Raw genomic sequence first — 15,790 nt, forward strand, 5'->3', positions numbered from 1 at the left:
AAATTTTATTTTGAAAGAGTAAAATTTATCGTTTCGCATTTTCCTATATTCATGGTTTCAATAACCCTTGTACACCAACCTATGAACTTTCTCAAAAACATCCTCCATAAAAAGGAGGACCCCATCCAATCTTACCATGATTTCTGGAATTGGTTTCAGAAAAACGAAAGGAATCTCTATAAAGTCATTAAAGAAAAACGCGATGTTAAAGAGAATTTCTTCAACATACTTTCTCCGAAATTAGACGAGCTTCGTGATGGTTATCATTTTACAGCGGGAATGTCTGGTGATGGTATAGTCAGGCTAACATTTACTGCCGATGGTGTCATCGAAAATATAGTATTCGTGGAAGAACTGGTTCAGTCTGCACCTGAAATAAAGGGGTGGAAAATTATAGCGCTCAAACAACCCATAGACGAGGAAGAGTTGGATATTGATTCGGTTTCGATCGACATGAGTGGCTATACATTCAACACTTCCAACTTGTCTTTTTACGCGATCGAAGATCCTGCCCATCCCGATGAGATAGATATTACAGTTGTATACCATGATGATTTTGACGAGAAAGCTGCATCAACCATCTCCAGTGGAACCTCTATTTTTTTAGAACATTACCTTGGTGAACTAAGATTTGCAACGGCATTTGACAACATAACTGTTGTTGGGAAAAGTGAAGCAGAAAAAGAACTGGTTCCTATACTGAAGCTCAGAGATTTCCTGATCTGGCGCGAAAAAGAGTTTATAGAGAAGTACGAAGGGTTACGCCATAACACCGAGAATGATAATTACTCTGGTTTTACAGCTGAAACAGAAGAGGGCAAACCAGTGATCGCTGTTATTAATACCGATCTACTCGCGTGGGACAGCAAAGCTTCTCATCCCTGGACCGCCATTATTGAAATAAACTATAATGGTGTTGAGGACAGTGGACTGCCTGATGAAGAAACACTCCATCTGTTGGACGATATTGAAAATAATATAACCGGACAACTCCAGGATTTTGAAGGCTACCTCAATGTTGGCCGTGAAACATCAAACAACATACGTGCTATATTCTTTGCATGCAAAGACTTCAGAAAACCATCCAGAGTCTTTGATGAAATCCAACATACATTCGCAGACTCATTTGAAATAAGCTTCGGCATTTTCAAAGACAAGTACTGGCGATCGTTCAGTCGATTTGAGGTCGGATGATCCGAAAGTAGCATTAGCATAAAATGGCGATCAGCAATGCCGCTGGCCGCCATCCTGCCGCTGCCTAGGGGTAGCGTTGTATTCCGATTCCTGCAGCGTGGCAATCTCCATCATCATAGACATTGTCGCAGGTTTTATAGATATGTCTTATCAAAATATCGACCTATAGACGAACAACATCGCTGGTACTTTAATTAAAATAGTCTCTACGATGGGGATGATTTGTATTTTTTATCTCAGCGGTATGCGTGTTTACTGTTCAAAGCTATATTTTAGTGGTTACCCAAACCGCTGACATGAAACGTTCCCCTTTCCTGCCGTTTGTTCTGTTTTGGCTTCTTGCTCAGACAGCCTTCGCGCAGTCATTTAAAAATGACACAACTTTTATTACCGCTGCCGTCAACAGCGCTGTTAAGAATTACAACAATGCCATTCAAGGCCAGGCGCAATTGTATAATGGAAGTGACTACGCATTATACCTCTCGCTGAAAGAAGAACATCCCTACTTCGGAACAGATGACTGGGTGTTCGGTTCCGTATATTATGATGGCTACCTGTACGAAAATGTACCGTTGTTGTACGACCTCTCTTCCGATCAACTGATTACCGAAACGTACTACAGCAGCAGTGTAATGAAACTTACCAAAGACAAGGTTCGCTCGTTTACATTGCCAGATCAGCGTGTGTTTGTCAATCGGCCTGATACGAGCTTATCGCCCGGATACTATGAAGTACTTTACAACGGTAAGACTAGAGCATACGCACGTCATATCAAGATTCTGCAGGAAACACTTACTGCCCAGGAGATCGTTCACGAGTTTGATGAGAAGACACGCTACTATATCTGCCTGAACAATCAGTGCCATGCTATAAAAAGTAAAGGTGCCCTGCTAAAATTATTCGGAAACCAGAAACGTGAAGCTGTTCAATATGTGAGGCAGGGTAAGAAACTGCCATACCGAAAAAACCGCCGGGAGTATATTACCCGCCTGGCTGAATTCCACGACCGTAGCCAAACAAACCCATGATTAAAAAACTACCCTTTCCCTTCTTTCTTCTCGTGGTAATGGCTACTACCGGATATAGCCAACGCGCAACACGTATCACCGCTCAGTTTTCGGCAGCAACCTTCCAACAGGTTGTAAGCAAAATTGAAGAACAAACCGATTATCGTTTATCATACAATGCTTCATGGACGGATAGCCTTACCGTTGATCTTAATGCATCCAATGAAGAGGTAACGTCTGTACTGGACAAGATTCTGTCCGGAACCGAATTGCATTACAATATATATCAGAACCAGATTTACATTACACGCGAAAGGCAAATCCTCACGGAGCTTCCGCTCGAGTTCTTTGGCCCGGAAGAAAACAAATCGAGGCCCGCTCCTTCTTTTGACTATACGGATTTTGAACAGCGCGAGAAAAAGAAAAAACTTGCCGAAGAGAAATTATATACCATTGGCCCGCGTACCGATAACCTGCAAGGTAAAGCCACTATCGCGGGTACGGTTCGGGATTCAAAATCAGGGGAGCCCGTAATTGGAGCTTCTGTTTACGTGGAGAACCCGATGATCGGAGCGTCTACCGATCAATTCGGTCATTATTCACTTACACTTCCCAAAGGACAACATATACTGAAAGTGAAAAGCATCGGCATGAAGAATACACATCGCCAGGTAATGCTTTATGCGAACGGCAGACTTGATATAGAGATCGAAGAAGATATAACTCCGCTGAAAGAAGTTGTGGTTGAATCTGATCGCGATGCGCGTGTAACCGGCATGCAGATGGGTATGGAAAAACTCGACATCAAAACCATGAAGCAAATGCCGTTGGCATTGGGCGAAACGGATATCATGAAAGTAGTACTTACATTACCCGGAGTGCAAACCGTTGGTGAAGGTACCGTTGGTTTGAATGTCCGCGGTGGCGCTACGAACCAGAACCTGATACTTTATAACGATGCGACAGTATATAATCCATCGCACTTGTTCGGATTCTTCTCTACGTTCAACCCCGATGTACTCAAAAATGTAGAGCTCTATAAAAGCGGCATCAATGCTGAATATGGCGGGCGACTCTCCTCCGTACTCGATGTACATACACGCGAAGGAAATCTGAAAAAAATTTCAGGTTCAGGAGGCATCAGTCCAATTACAGGTCGCTTTAGTCTTGAAGGGCCTATCATAAAAGACAAGACTTCATTTCTGTTAGGAGTACGCTCTACCTATTCTGACTGGATCCTCGATCGTGTAAAAACAGATGAACTGAAAAGCAGCGATGCTTCGTTTTACGATCTGAACGCAAGCATCAGTCATAAAATAGATGATGACAATAATATATACCTGTCGGGATATATGAGTAAGGATAAATTCAAACTCAATTCGGATACAGCCTATAACTACAGCGACCGCAATGCTTCGCTAAAATGGAAACACGTTTTCAACTCCAAGCTATACGGTGTACTTACAGGGACCTATAGCCGGTATGAATATGCAGTAACGAGTAACTCCAGTCCCATCAATGCTTTTGAAATGGACTTTGCCATCAAGCAATGGAACGCAAAAGCAGATATAAATTATTTCCCGAACGCAAAACATACCATTACAGCGGGCGCAAGTGTTACACGGTACGATCTGTCACCCGGCAATTATCAACCGCATGGTTCCGAGTCCATGGTAGTTCCGGATGTGTTGCAAGACGAGCAGGGAGTAGAAAGTGCATTATATGTAGGTGAGAACTTTGATATAACACCTACCTTCTCTGTTTATGCCGGCCTCCGCTACTCCTACTATCAGAATTATGGTCCTCGCGAAGTATACCGCTATGCACCTGGTGTACCACGCCAGGAATCATCCATACAAGATACCGTTCAATATGGTTCAGGCCCTATAGCAACCTATCACGGTGCGGAGCCACGTATTTCGGTACGCTATCTTTTATCTGAAAGTGCTTCGTTGAAGTTCAGCTATAATCGTATGCGACAGTATATACAAATGCTATCCAATACAACCGTAATTGCGCCCACCGATATATGGAAACTCAGCGACAGCTATATCCGTCCACAGGTTGGCGATCAGATTTCCGCCGGCTTCTATAAAAATCTGCGCGGCAATATGATCGAAGTGTCACTGGAAGGCTATTACAAGAAAATACAAAATGCCACTGACTTCAAAGATGGCGCTTCCCTCCTGCTGAATCATCATCTTGAAACCGATATACTCAATGCAGAAGGCAAAGCGTATGGCGTGGAATTCATGTTAAAGAAAGCAACGGGTAAATTAAACGGGTGGATCAGCTATACCTATTCGCGCACCATGCTAAAGACACTGGGCAATACGGCCAGCGAAACCATCAACAGTGGTAAGTATTACCCGAGCAGCTATGACAAACCGCATGCTATAAACTTTATCGGTAACTATAAATTCAGCAGACGATTTAACTTCTCGATGAATATAGTATATAGCACCGGCCGGCCCATCACCTTACCGATTGCCAAATATGACCTGGGGGGATCGATGCGTGTTTACTACTCAGATCGTAACGCCTTCCGCATCCCAGACTATATCCGCACCGATATATCTATTAACATAGAAGGTAATCACAAAGTACGGAAGCTCGCACACAGCTCGTGGACATTCGCAGTGTATAACCTGTGGGGTCGCGAGAATGCTTACTCAGTTTACTTCACTTCAGAGAATGGCAGAATCAGAGGATATAAAATGTCAATCTTCGCACGTCCTATTCCAACCATTACCTACAACTTTAAATTCTAAAGATCATGAAAGCCCTATACCGATACTCACTTCTGATCTTACTATATATAGCATTTCTGACGGGCTGTGTAGAACCCTATGCACCACCGGTTATTGAATCCGACACCAACTACCTGGTAGTAGATGGTTTTGTTAACAGCACAGATGGAACCGCTACCGTAAAGCTCTCGCGCGCTATACCGCTGTCATCAACGGACTCTCCTCCTGCGGAAACTAATGCTACCATTTTTGTGGAAGATGACAAAGGCAACCGCACGGCACTGCTGGGTGACCAGGCGGGGAATTATACCGGCTCAGGCATACCGATCGACATGGGCAGTAAATACAGGCTTCGCGTTCGTACATTCGATACAAAGGAATACTTATCAGACTATATTGAGCTGAAAGAGTCCCCACCCATCGATGATCTGAAATTTATACCGGGCGACAACAGCATCAGCATTGTTGTATCCACGCACGATGACACCGGTGACAGCCGCTACTACCAGTGGAGCTATGATGAGACTTGGGAATATACAGCGGTATATGTATCAGGGTTGATCTGGGTAGACGGAGAAATAATAGACCGGCCGTATAGTGAATATGTACATCGCTGCTGGCGAACTACGTCTTCCAAGCACATCATCATCAACTCGTCTGAAAAATTACAGCAAGATATGATCAGCGAATTCCCGGTTGTTAATATTTCGAAAGGATCGCAGAAACTGTTCATCAAATATAGCATGCTGCTGAAGCAGCGCGTACTTACCCGTGAAGCGTACGACTACTGGGAGGAACTTCAAAAAACAACGGAGAGCCTGGGCGGACTTTTCGATCCGCAGCCCGGAAAAGTGACCGGCAATATTCATAACGTGAGCGATACCGGTGAACCGGTGCTGGGTTATTTCAGTGGTGGCTCTGTTCAGGAAAAAAGATTTTTCATCGGACTGCTCGATCTTCCCGATCACCTGAAAGCATTTCAAACGGTTGGTAACTGTACCCTCGATACGCTGTTGCTGGCGGATGTACCGAACTACTATCCGGACTTCAATGAGTTGATTGGTACTGCCAACAATGGACCGATCTTGATCGGATATACTTACTCGTCTAAATCATGTGCCGATTGCCGGACACAAGGAGGTACTACTACAAAACCTGCATTCTGGCAATAAAACATATACGTATGCTTAGATCCGCTACATACCGCACTATACTCACTGCAGGATTACTATTTACTGCAGGTATATATACCTTTGCTCAACAACCTGCACTGGACAGTCTGAAAATAAAATTTAATCGCTATCGCCAGAAGGGATTCCAGGAGAAGATATATGTACACATCGATCGGCCGGGATACCTTACCGGTGAAACGATGTGGTTTAAAATATACCTGACTGATGGTGTGTTCCACAAACCTTCGGCATTAAGTGATGTGGCCTATATTGAAGTACTGGATCAGGCAGCACAACCGGTATTGCAAACCAAAGTTTCGTTGAATGAAGGAAATGGAAATGGTTCGCTCTTTATACCGGCAACCCTGAACTCCGGCAACTATGTTATTCGTGCGTATACAAGCTGGATGAAAAATTTCAGTGCTGATTACTTCTTCCATAAATCGATCAGTGTTGTTAATGCATTCAAAAAACTGGAACATGAATCCGCGGCTCCAACGGCTGCGCTGGACGCACAATTTTTTCCGGAAGGTGGCACGCTCGTGGGCGGAGTAAAAAGCAAGATCGGGTTTCGCGTTACGAATGCTTCGGGCAAGGGTATAGCATTTGCCGGAGCACTTATCAACCAACAGAATGATACCGTGGCGCGATTCAATCCGTTAAAGTTTGGCATTGGCAGTTTCACGTTTACTCCACAACCTGGCCATATATACCGTGCGGTAGTTCGCGAAGCATCGGGCAAGGCATCAACGGTAAAGTTCCCGGCAGTAGTATCAACCGGGTATTCCATGCGTGTAACGGACTCGGTTGAGAATACACTTCATATAAACGTACACAGCACCGTACAAACTGAAGAGCCTAATTTTGTATATGCCTTCATTCACGCGCGACAGGTTATCGCGATAGCAGAGGCTAAGTATATTAAAAACGGAGTTGCTACGTTTACGGTCTCAAAGCAAGATCTGCCGGAAGGTATAAACCAGATAACCATCTTTGATGGCAACCTGAAACCACTGTGCGAAAGGCTATATTTCAAAAAACCTGAGTCAACATTCTCCATTAATCTTAAGACCGATCAAACACAATATAGCAATCGCAGGCGGGTGCGTGTTGATCTGCAGGCAAGCCGAGGGACCAGCGGAAAAACATCGGATCTATCCATAGCGGTATATAAGGTTGATTCGATCTTTACTGAAGCCGGCAGCAGCATAACAGACTACTTCTCGTTAACGTCAGACCTGAAAGGCACAATTGAATCACCGGAATACTATAGAAGCAACGATGCAGCTGTGAAAGAAGCTACAGACAACCTGATGTTAACGCACGGCTGGAGAAGATTTCAATGGGATGATGTTGTAGCCAGTAAATATCCAGCTATTAATTTTCTCCCTGAATACCGCGGCCATATCGTGAAAGGTATGGTAAGGAATGCCGATGGTTCTATTGCCAGAGGTATACTTACATACGCAGCCGCTCCGGGTAAAATTACAAGACTATACGGATCGCGCAGCAATGACAAAGGTGAAGTATATTATGAGATGCAGAAGTCTTCCGGCTCTGCCAATATAGTTTTGCAAACGAATCCCACACGCGACAGTACGCATCGTATTGAGATACTCTCTCCGTTTGCTTCCGATTTTGCATCTATCGCTATTCCTCCACTCCATCTTTCATCAAGTCATGCCCAGGCGTTGCTGGACCGCAGCGTTGCTTTGCAAGTGCAGGATGTATACTATCGTGATCAGTTTGAAAAACTTGCCAGTCGTGAAGCCGATAGCTCTGCATTTTACGGACCTCCCGATGAAAAATATATACTGGACGCCTTTACCCGTTTTCCGGTAATGGAAGAAGTAATGCGTGAGTATGTACCAGGTGTGATGGTACGCAAACGAAAAGATGGTTTTCACTTTATGGTGATTGACCATGTTCACAAAGATGTGTTTAACGATACACCGCTGATTATGCTCGATGGTGTACCGATCTTTGATGAAGACGAGATCATGGCTTTTAATCCATTAAGGGTGCGCAAGCTTGAAGTGGTAACGAAGCGTTATTACCTCGGGCCGTTGAGTTTCCCGGGCATTGTAAGCTATACTACCTATCAGGGCGACCTGGGTGGCTTTCAACTGAATCCAAAAAGTGTAAAGATGAATTACGAAGGACTCCAGTTACAACGGGAGTTCTACCTGCCGCGATATGAAAGTCAGCAGCAGCGTCAAAGTCGTATGCCGGATCAGCGTACTTTGCTGTATTGGAATCCGTCGGCAGTTACAAATGCTGATGGTACGCTGCAGTTGGAGTTCTATACATCGGATCAGTCCGGAAACTTCCGCATCGTTGTAGAAGGTATGACAGCCGATGGACTTACGGGAAGCAACGCAGCAGGCTTTACAGTGAATCCGCACAACAATTAGAGCATTTCCTAAAATATGTTTTTGTTTAAGTCATTCGTTCAGGTGATCTTCGTATGATCATCATACTGCCTTGAAAGAAAACATATCGCGTACACTATTGCGAAACCGCATTGCCGTTAAGATTTCGTTCTTCACGAACGGATTTATACTGGCGAATTGGGTATCACGGCTTCCACGCATACAGGAATTATACTCTGCTGATAACGGTACAATCGGACTCGTGTTATTAGGACTTTCTATTGGTGCCGTCAGCATCATGCCTTTTGCAGGCTGGGCTATCATTAAGAATGGCAGCAGAAAAATTACGCTGGTTTCGCTGATCATGTACTGCATGATTGTACCGCTTATACCCTACATGGGATATATACCTGCGCTTATAGCACTCTATATAGTCATGGGTATTTTCACAGGTGTGCTTGATGTGGCGATGAATGCGCAGGCTGTAATGATCGAGCAACAGTACAAAAAACCGATCATGACTTCATTCCATGCCTTCTTCAGTATAGGCATGGCATTGGGGGCATGGTGTGGTGCGCTCTTCGCAGAACTGAACGTTGAACTAATCTTACATTTCACTGCGATTGTACTCTTCTCATTGATCGGTGTTGCCTGGGCCAGTCGTAATCTTATTTATGATAAACCTGATCCTTCGCTGAAACATGACGGACCATTGTTCCGCTTACCCAACCGTGCCTTGGTAAACATTGGTATCATTACCTTTTGTTGTATGCTGGGCGAAGGTGCTATGTCGGAGTGGAGCGTGAATTTCATGGAGAATGTTGCTCTGTCCGGAAAGGCAACGGCTCCTATAGCTCTTTCCGCATTTGCTACTGCCATGACCATTGGTCGTTTACTTGGAGACCGGATGCGCACGTTTTTCGGAGATGCAAAAATAATTATGGCCGGTGGCATACTTGCAACGGTAGGGTTACTGGCTACACTCTCTATCGCGACACCGATAATAAGTATAGCTGGTTTCTTCCTGGTAGGATTAGGACTCTCTACAATTGTACCGATCGCGTATAGTATATCCGGCCACACAAAAGATCTGCCTCCCGGAGTCGGACTCGCCATGGTTACAACGGTGGGCTATAGCGGCTTTCTGATCGGCCCTCCGGTAATCGGATTTATAGCAGACTGGCAAACATTACGGATTGCGTTGGGAGTAGTCGCGGTGCTATTTGTTATCATGACGATTCTGGCGTTCCGGTATAAACAAAATTAACAACATGCAGATACAACACGAGCAATCCAGCAGCAAAGGAGCTTTCTTCGTTGCCGAAAACGGAACACGCCTTGCAGAGATGACCTATAGCAAAGCAGGCGATGCACTTATTATTATTGACCACACCGAAGTATCCGATGCGTTGCGCGGTAAAGGAGCAGGTAAACAACTGGTGGGTGCTGCCGTTGATCATGCCCGAAAAAACAACCTGAAGATTCTGCCACTGTGTCCATTCGCGAAAAGTGTTTTTGAAAAGGTGAAAGATTTTCAGGATGTGCTATCCTGATCTATCGTGAGTCAATCACCACTGTCTTCCTTCGGCACGCTGCCGGTATAGATCACCATCTTTACCTGGAATAAGATCACCGAGTCGTTTGTATATATCCACAACAGTACTATCGTATTGCAGCGCTTCTTTATAGAGTGTTATTGCACGGGTATTATCGTTTTTGATCTCGTACAGGTATCCCATTACGTAACATATCCAATTGTTGCGCTGGCCGCTGCTATAGGCTCGTTCATACCAGTTTAACGCTTCGGTATATTTTTCCTGGTCATAATATACATCGCCCAGCAATTGCATGGCATCAAGATTGGATGCGTTTTGATTCAGCAGGGATGTCAACTCCGTTTCAGCTGCGCGGTAATTCTTCTGATCAAAATATATACGTGCCTTGTTCATCCTGGCGTCTTCGTTCGCTGGATTTTTCTGAAGCACTGCATCATACATCGTTACAGCGGAATCAAGTCTGTGCATATTCCAGGCGGTATTGCCCATTTCAAAGAGCACCTCCACGTTATCCGGATGTTGTAATCTATACCGGTCGTAATATACATAGGCAGAGTCATATTGACCTTCGTTGTAAAACTGTAAAGCTGTTTGCCAGTTCTGATCGGGCGCCTCTGTATCATCAGGCGATGTAACGATATTAAGTACGATTACCAACGCTATAGAAAAAACAAAAACAAAGACGATACTCGCAACCACCATTCTCTTTTTCGATTCAGATGGCTCAGTATATTTTCCGGAATCAGTAGTTTTTGAAAATCCCTTTGATGATGTGTGAGTCGGGCCACTCTTTTGATAGGACCGTTCTCTGTATTCATACGCTCCCGTACGTCTCTGCCAGGGCCACGCGAGAAGTCCTAACACAACAAAAGAAATAATTATACCCAACAGAAGGTATACCAGGAAAGCACCGAGCGACCACACCAGCGCCAGTACAAAAAGAAAAGACACAGCCAGTATAAAGTATAGCCTGGCACGTTTTCGTTTCTGTTCGGAAGTGGCAGGCTCTTGCATACTCTGTGAGCTTTAGTTCATGTGCGTTGTCAGATCTTTCTCATCGATGCGTATATCGTCTTCACCTACTTCATCGAACGGGTGCTCGAGGTGATCCTGTATATTATCAAGACTCACCAGTATAAAACTGTACAGCACAGGCATTACATATTCAAGATGCGCAGAGAAATCGTTGAAGGTGCTGGCAAAGTAAGGACCGTAGATGATCGGAAATATATAGATGAACACTTTGCTATAGGCGCGCAACGTTACCGGTGTGCGGTAGGCATGAATGATCTTCAGGTTATCGAACGCGATAATCATTTTACTGATATATTGATTGATGCGCGATATCTCGCCACTCTGCACACCATACTTACGCATCTCCACCGTCATAGACGATAGCTGCGAAAAGTACTGAAACACTTTGCGTTCGTTGTTCTGAATATCGTGTTCATGTTTTGTAGTAAACATGCTGCGCATCAGCACCACCATCGACTCGATGATAACCCGTGTTCGCTGCGGCAGGTCATGCTCTTTATCAACAGTCCAGTCGCGCGTGGCATAGTATATAGCCAGTGCATGTCCTTTAAAATCAGAGAAACGCTGCAAGGCCGTTTCTCGCCTGTTGTAGGCAGAGCCAATGGAAAACACTACCGGAAAAACAATTGCAACGCCCACCAGCATATCGGGGAATTTTGCGGTAAGTCCGGTGTGATAGCATATATAGGTTGAAATAACCGCGAGGGCTGTAATGATGAGTGTTTTGTAGTTAATGATCAGAAAGAAGCTTCGTAGTACTTTCTTCATAGGTAAAAATGGAAGATTTAATATTCGTTTAACAGCCGTAAAATTAATGTAAAAAACCAAAAGCCCTTTTGCAGGGCTTTTAGTGGGCTCCAACGAAATCCAACAAATTTATTCTTCGAGTATCTCTACTTCAACGCGAACATTTTTCTGCGCATTGGGGCCGCGCTTGTCATATATAGGGCGCTTGCCTCCCCATGCTTTCAGCTCAACTCTGCTGTCGGCAATTCCTTTCGATACGAGGTAATCTTTTATAATCGAAGCACGGTTATACGATAAGTCTTTTGCTGAACCCATGCCCTGCTTCGACCCGTCCAGCGAGAAGAAATTTTTATCAGGTCCCATCGTAATCATTTTACCATGATAGTTACCGTTGGTGTGGCCGTGCAGGCGTATTCTATAGCGTGGGTTTTCCTGTAACAACTGGAGCAGACTGTTCAACTCGTATGTAGACTCCGGACGCATAACGGCTGCATCGTTAAAGAAGTATACATTATACAGCGTAGTGATATCGCCTTTGTGATAGCGAACCAAATCGAAGTTTACCACCAGCGTAGTTCCCATCAGGTCGATATAGGGTTTTACGGTATCTGCCAACGGTAACGGGTAATTTATCTCCTGCTGTATTTTTCTATAGCCGAACGCTTCGCATATCAGCGTAAGCTGACCGGATTTACTTTTCGGATCAGGAAGCAACAGGTATTCATTTCCCTTTACGCGTGTCAGAGCTTTTGATCGTTCGGTATCAATTACCTGCACATAGCCATCTACAATGCGATTGTTTCGTGCATTGTATAAACTGAGGAACACTTCTGTGTTGCCCAACGTCATGGGGTTGTATTGCACGATCGGAGGATTGTCAGTTACCTCAATAGTATCGCTCGCAGTTGAATCCGGAGTTCCGGCCGGAGTTGTACTGTTGTTATTTTGGAGATGCTGTTCATTTCCGTTAGCCGGAGGAACAGCCTCTTGAGGTTTCACTTCGGCAGGCGGTGGTGTAGTCTGCAAGGCAGGTATATAACCCGGCACAACGCGCACCCAGGCATCTTTAAATTTACCTTGTTTGCGTGTAGCCGTCATGTATAATAAAGACTCTTTTAGAGAAGTAAAATATTTCAGATAAACGAAATATAATTTCTTGCTGGCGTTGTATCCGTACTCGGCAGAGGTTCCCTGGTGCCGCAGTTCTTCCACATATTTCTGAGCCGCGCTTTCGCGAGATGGCGCATAAGCAGCCACCACTACATAATACCCAGGTGTTAATTCTTTTGATTGAGTAACTAAAAAAGAGGTGGTAACAAGGGAGAGCGCTATCAGTAGCAAACATCCGGCAAAATTCTTCATGTAAGGATAGGATAGGTTTACTAACAATATTATTTAAAATATTGCAATTTTCCTCTCTTTCTCTTGATTCAAGTTTTATACACCTGATTTTTAAGGTGTGCTTTTAAAGCGTTCTTTGAGAAATCCTACGCCATAGCCGCCCAGTTGCAACAACGCAGCGGGCACTGATAAAATCGCTACGAGCAGGTTTTTGCTTTCGTATAATGAGTGCAGAAAGATGGCCGCGAGGTAAAAGAGCCAGCCGCCAAAAGCAACAGCAAAAAGTATTATATCAACAAATGGCAGTAACAACATGAGACCCGTGCCCAACACAAAGAACGAAGGAAACCAGTGTGTGATCTTTATTTCTTCAGGATGCACTTTACCTACCAGCGCACGACCGCGGCCGAAGTTAAACACCTGGTTATAAAACTGCGAGAAATTAGTTCTGCGTTTGTGGTATACATACGCTTCGGGAATAAGACCAACGTGAAAGCCTGCCTTCTTCATGCGAATACTGAACTCTATATCTTCCGCAAAGCGGTCGAATTTAAAACCTTGTGTTGCTTCGTATACTTTGCGCGATATACCCATATTAAAACTCCGGGGCTGAAACCAACCCACGCGCTTCTTACCACCGCGTATACCCCCCGTTGTTAATACAGACGCCATGGTATAGCCCATAGCGCGTTGCACAAGTGTAAAGTTCTGATGCGCACGATCAGGTCCTCCCCAGGCATCCCATTGATTTTCCTGAAGGGATTTATCTACAGCTTCGAAGTATCCCGGAGGGATGATACAATCCGAGTCAAACACAACCAAATAGCTACCGGACGCACGCGCATAACCAAAGTTACGGGTAGGGCCCGGACCTGTGTTTGGTTTAAAGAAATATTGAATGGACAATTTATCGCGATAGCGGTCTGCCACGGCTTCGCATCGTACCGTGGAACCATCTTCAATGATAAGCACATCAAAGTTCTTTACCGTTTGATGCGTAAGGCTTTCGAGTAATTCTTCTACTTCCTGCGGACGATTATATACCGGTATAATGACAGAATACTTGGGCGGCATAGTTATACAGCAACGTTAATTCGACACCTTCTCGGTTGCGTCCATTCCTACTTTCTCAATCACGAGGTAATCGCGTTTGGAGAATGATTGCATGGAGATCATTTCTGCCAGGAAGCCGGTAACAAAAAGCTGCACACCAATAACGATGGCTACCAACGCCAGGAAAAATAATGGCTGGTCGGTAATATCGCGTTTGATCGGAATTTTGGAAAAATATAGCGCATCCATTTTATCCCAGATCACCTTACTGGTAAATACAAAACCGATGAGGAAAGATATAGTACCGAGTGTTCCGAAAAAGTGCATAGGCTTCTGGCGGAACCTGCTCACAAATGTGATCGATAACAAATCCAGGAAACCGTTTATAAAACGTTCGAGCCCGAACTTGGTAGTTCCGAATTTACGCTCGCGGTGTTCAACTACTTTCTCGCTGATTTTTGTAAAGCCTGCCCATTTCGCGATCACGGGTATATAGCGGTGCATCTCTCCATATACCGTAATGTTTCGGGTTACGGAAGCCTGGTATGCTTTCAAACCACAGTTAAAGTCGTGGAGCGGAATACCGGAAAGTTTACGGGTAACGTAATTGAAAAATTTGGAAGGTATAGTTTTCGACAGCGGGTCGTGACGTTTCTTCTTCCAGCCGGATACAAGGTGGTAGCCATCTTGTGTTACCATGCGGTATAGCTCGGGTATTTCATCCGGACTATCCTGCATATCGGCATCCATGGTAATAATTACTTTGCCTTTTGCTGCGCGAAAGCCGGTTTGCAATGCCGCCGATTTACCAAAGTTACGGTTGAAACGAACGCCCTTGAAGCGTTCATCGGCCGCGTTTACTTTCAGGATCTGCTCCCACGTGCTGTCGGAACTGCCATCATCAATAAAAATCACTTCATACGAAAAGCCGTGCGCTTGCATCACACGGCTTATCCACTGGCATAATTCGGGGATTGACTCCTCTTCGTCTTTTGCCGGAATGATTACGGAAATCTCCGGATGTATCATGTTTAAAATGTCGGTTCTGGATGTTTCTTCTGCGTAAAGATAGAAACTATTAGAGCAATTATAACTGCCCCGATTATTCCGAATATAATCCCCATTAAAAACATAGCCTCAGCGGTTGTGAACATTTCAACAAATTTCATTGCCTGATCAATTTGTTCGCTCGACATACCTTTGGCTTCCATATCTTCAACCGACTTCTGTTTTATAGCTTCTATAAAACCTGCGTCAATAAACTTAACATAGATATAGGTAAAGACACTTGAAATAGCAGACGAGATAATACCGAACCACAAGCCAATACCAATTCCTTGTCCGTATGGCATGAAGCCATTTCCGTTCTCCTTATAATACTTGTGGGCCAGAAAAATGAGGACACCAGTGATAAGATAGCCGATCCATTTCCAATACCATGCTGTTATATCAACCTGGGCAACAATCATAATAACAAAAATTGCAATTGATACAACACCGCCGATTAGACCATAGCGGATACCGGACTGACGTACTGTGGCAAGGTTTGCTGTTTCTTCCATA

13 protein-coding genes are annotated in these 15,790 nt (G+C 44.5%); 7 read left to right on the forward strand and 6 right to left on the reverse strand.

The window, feature by feature from the left end:
- Positions 1 to 81 precede the first annotated feature (81 nt).
- The 7 genes from ACFQ21_RS10525 to ACFQ21_RS10555 all read left to right on the forward strand — a co-directional run bounded on the left by ACFQ21_RS10525 (position 82) and on the right by ACFQ21_RS10555 (position 10,048).
- Entirely contained in the window at positions 82 to 1,194 is a 1,113-nt protein-coding gene (locus tag ACFQ21_RS10525) for a DUF695 domain-containing protein (protein WP_377578714.1), read from the forward strand.
- A 296-nt stretch (positions 1,195 to 1,490) separates the two neighbouring features.
- On the forward strand, positions 1,491 to 2,222 hold the full coding sequence (locus ACFQ21_RS10530; protein ID WP_377578716.1) for a hypothetical protein: 732 nt from the start codon (positions 1,491 to 1,493) through the stop codon (positions 2,220 to 2,222).
- Positions 2,219 to 4,972: a TonB-dependent receptor gene (locus tag ACFQ21_RS10535; RefSeq protein WP_377578718.1), complete on the forward strand. Its 2,754-nt coding sequence runs from the start codon at positions 2,219 to 2,221 to the stop codon at positions 4,970 to 4,972. The genes ACFQ21_RS10530 and ACFQ21_RS10535 overlap by 4 nt, the downstream gene beginning before the upstream one ends.
- Before the next feature lie 5 nt (positions 4,973 to 4,977).
- On the forward strand, positions 4,978 to 6,123 hold the full coding sequence (locus ACFQ21_RS10540) for a DUF4249 domain-containing protein (RefSeq protein WP_377578720.1): 1,146 nt from the start codon (positions 4,978 to 4,980) through the stop codon (positions 6,121 to 6,123).
- A gap of 11 nt (positions 6,124 to 6,134) precedes the next feature.
- Positions 6,135 to 8,537, forward strand: a complete 2,403-nt coding sequence (locus ACFQ21_RS10545) for a hypothetical protein (RefSeq protein WP_377578722.1) — start codon at positions 6,135 to 6,137, stop codon at positions 8,535 to 8,537.
- Positions 8,538 to 8,607: 70 nt separating this feature from the next.
- On the forward strand, positions 8,608 to 9,762 hold the full coding sequence (locus ACFQ21_RS10550) for an MFS transporter (protein ID WP_377578724.1): 1,155 nt from the start codon (positions 8,608 to 8,610) through the stop codon (positions 9,760 to 9,762).
- 4 nt (positions 9,763 to 9,766) lie between these two features.
- The gene (locus ACFQ21_RS10555; protein WP_377578726.1) at positions 9,767 to 10,048 is read left to right on the forward strand and encodes a GNAT family N-acetyltransferase; all 282 of its coding nucleotides are present in this window, start codon (positions 9,767 to 9,769) and stop codon (positions 10,046 to 10,048) included.
- Positions 10,049 to 10,063: 15 nt separating this feature from the next.
- Here the strand turns inward: ACFQ21_RS10555 and ACFQ21_RS10560 are convergent, their stop codons facing one another.
- The 6 genes from ACFQ21_RS10560 to ACFQ21_RS10585 all read right to left on the reverse strand — a co-directional run bounded on the left by ACFQ21_RS10560 (position 10,064) and on the right by ACFQ21_RS10585 (position 15,789).
- Complete coding sequence (locus tag ACFQ21_RS10560) at positions 10,064 to 11,065, reverse strand: tetratricopeptide repeat protein (protein WP_377578728.1); 1,002 nt, start codon at positions 11,063 to 11,065, stop codon at positions 10,064 to 10,066.
- Between the two features lie 12 nt (positions 11,066 to 11,077).
- Positions 11,078 to 11,854 carry a hypothetical protein gene (locus ACFQ21_RS10565; protein WP_377578730.1) on the reverse strand — a complete coding sequence of 259 codons (777 nt, stop codon included), beginning with the start codon at positions 11,852 to 11,854 and terminating at the stop codon, positions 11,078 to 11,080.
- A gap of 108 nt (positions 11,855 to 11,962) precedes the next feature.
- Positions 11,963 to 13,195 (reverse strand): OmpA family protein, encoded by a 1,233-nt coding sequence (locus ACFQ21_RS10570; RefSeq protein ID WP_377578733.1) that lies wholly within the window; start codon positions 13,193 to 13,195, stop codon positions 11,963 to 11,965.
- 90 nt (positions 13,196 to 13,285) lie between these two features.
- Complete coding sequence (locus ACFQ21_RS10575) at positions 13,286 to 14,248, reverse strand: glycosyltransferase (RefSeq protein ID WP_377578735.1); 963 nt, start codon at positions 14,246 to 14,248, stop codon at positions 13,286 to 13,288.
- A 15-nt stretch (positions 14,249 to 14,263) separates the two neighbouring features.
- A complete protein-coding gene (locus ACFQ21_RS10580) occupies positions 14,264 to 15,256 on the reverse strand; it encodes a glycosyltransferase family 2 protein (RefSeq protein WP_377578737.1) in 993 nt (330 codons plus the stop codon).
- 2 nt (positions 15,257 to 15,258) lie between these two features.
- A complete protein-coding gene (locus ACFQ21_RS10585) occupies positions 15,259 to 15,789 on the reverse strand; it encodes a DUF4199 domain-containing protein (RefSeq protein WP_377578739.1) in 531 nt (176 codons plus the stop codon).
- Position 15,790: the final 1 nt, after the last annotated feature.

It is taken from the genome of Ohtaekwangia kribbensis (genome assembly GCF_042676245.1).
Classification (GTDB): domain Bacteria; phylum Bacteroidota; class Bacteroidia; order Cytophagales; family Cyclobacteriaceae; genus Ohtaekwangia; species Ohtaekwangia kribbensis.

Excerpts from the sequence above, each read along its gene's own strand:
- ACFQ21_RS10580 (WP_377578737.1), bottom strand. The coding sequence starts at position 15,256 with ATGATACATCCGGAGATTTCCGTAATCATTCCGGCAAAAGACGAAGAG.
- ACFQ21_RS10585 (WP_377578739.1), bottom strand. The coding sequence starts at position 15,789 with ATGGAAGAAACAGCAAACCTTGCCACAGTACGTCAGTCCGGTATCCGC.
- ACFQ21_RS10530 (WP_377578716.1), top strand. The coding sequence starts at position 1,491 with ATGAAACGTTCCCCTTTCCTGCCGTTTGTTCTGTTTTGGCTTCTTGCT.
- ACFQ21_RS10525 (WP_377578714.1), top strand. The coding sequence starts at position 82 with ATGAACTTTCTCAAAAACATCCTCCATAAAAAGGAGGACCCCATCCAA.
- ACFQ21_RS10545 (WP_377578722.1), top strand. The coding sequence starts at position 6,135 with ATGCTTAGATCCGCTACATACCGCACTATACTCACTGCAGGATTACTA.
- ACFQ21_RS10575 (WP_377578735.1), bottom strand. The coding sequence starts at position 14,248 with ATGCCGCCCAAGTATTCTGTCATTATACCGGTATATAATCGTCCGCAG.
- ACFQ21_RS10565 (WP_377578730.1), bottom strand. The coding sequence starts at position 11,854 with ATGAAGAAAGTACTACGAAGCTTCTTTCTGATCATTAACTACAAAACA.
- ACFQ21_RS10535 (WP_377578718.1), top strand. The coding sequence starts at position 2,219 with ATGATTAAAAAACTACCCTTTCCCTTCTTTCTTCTCGTGGTAATGGCT.
- ACFQ21_RS10540 (WP_377578720.1), top strand. The coding sequence starts at position 4,978 with ATGAAAGCCCTATACCGATACTCACTTCTGATCTTACTATATATAGCA.
- ACFQ21_RS10570 (WP_377578733.1), bottom strand. The coding sequence starts at position 13,195 with ATGAAGAATTTTGCCGGATGTTTGCTACTGATAGCGCTCTCCCTTGTT.
- ACFQ21_RS10555 (WP_377578726.1), top strand. The coding sequence starts at position 9,767 with ATGCAGATACAACACGAGCAATCCAGCAGCAAAGGAGCTTTCTTCGTT.
- ACFQ21_RS10560 (WP_377578728.1), bottom strand. The coding sequence starts at position 11,065 with ATGCAAGAGCCTGCCACTTCCGAACAGAAACGAAAACGTGCCAGGCTA.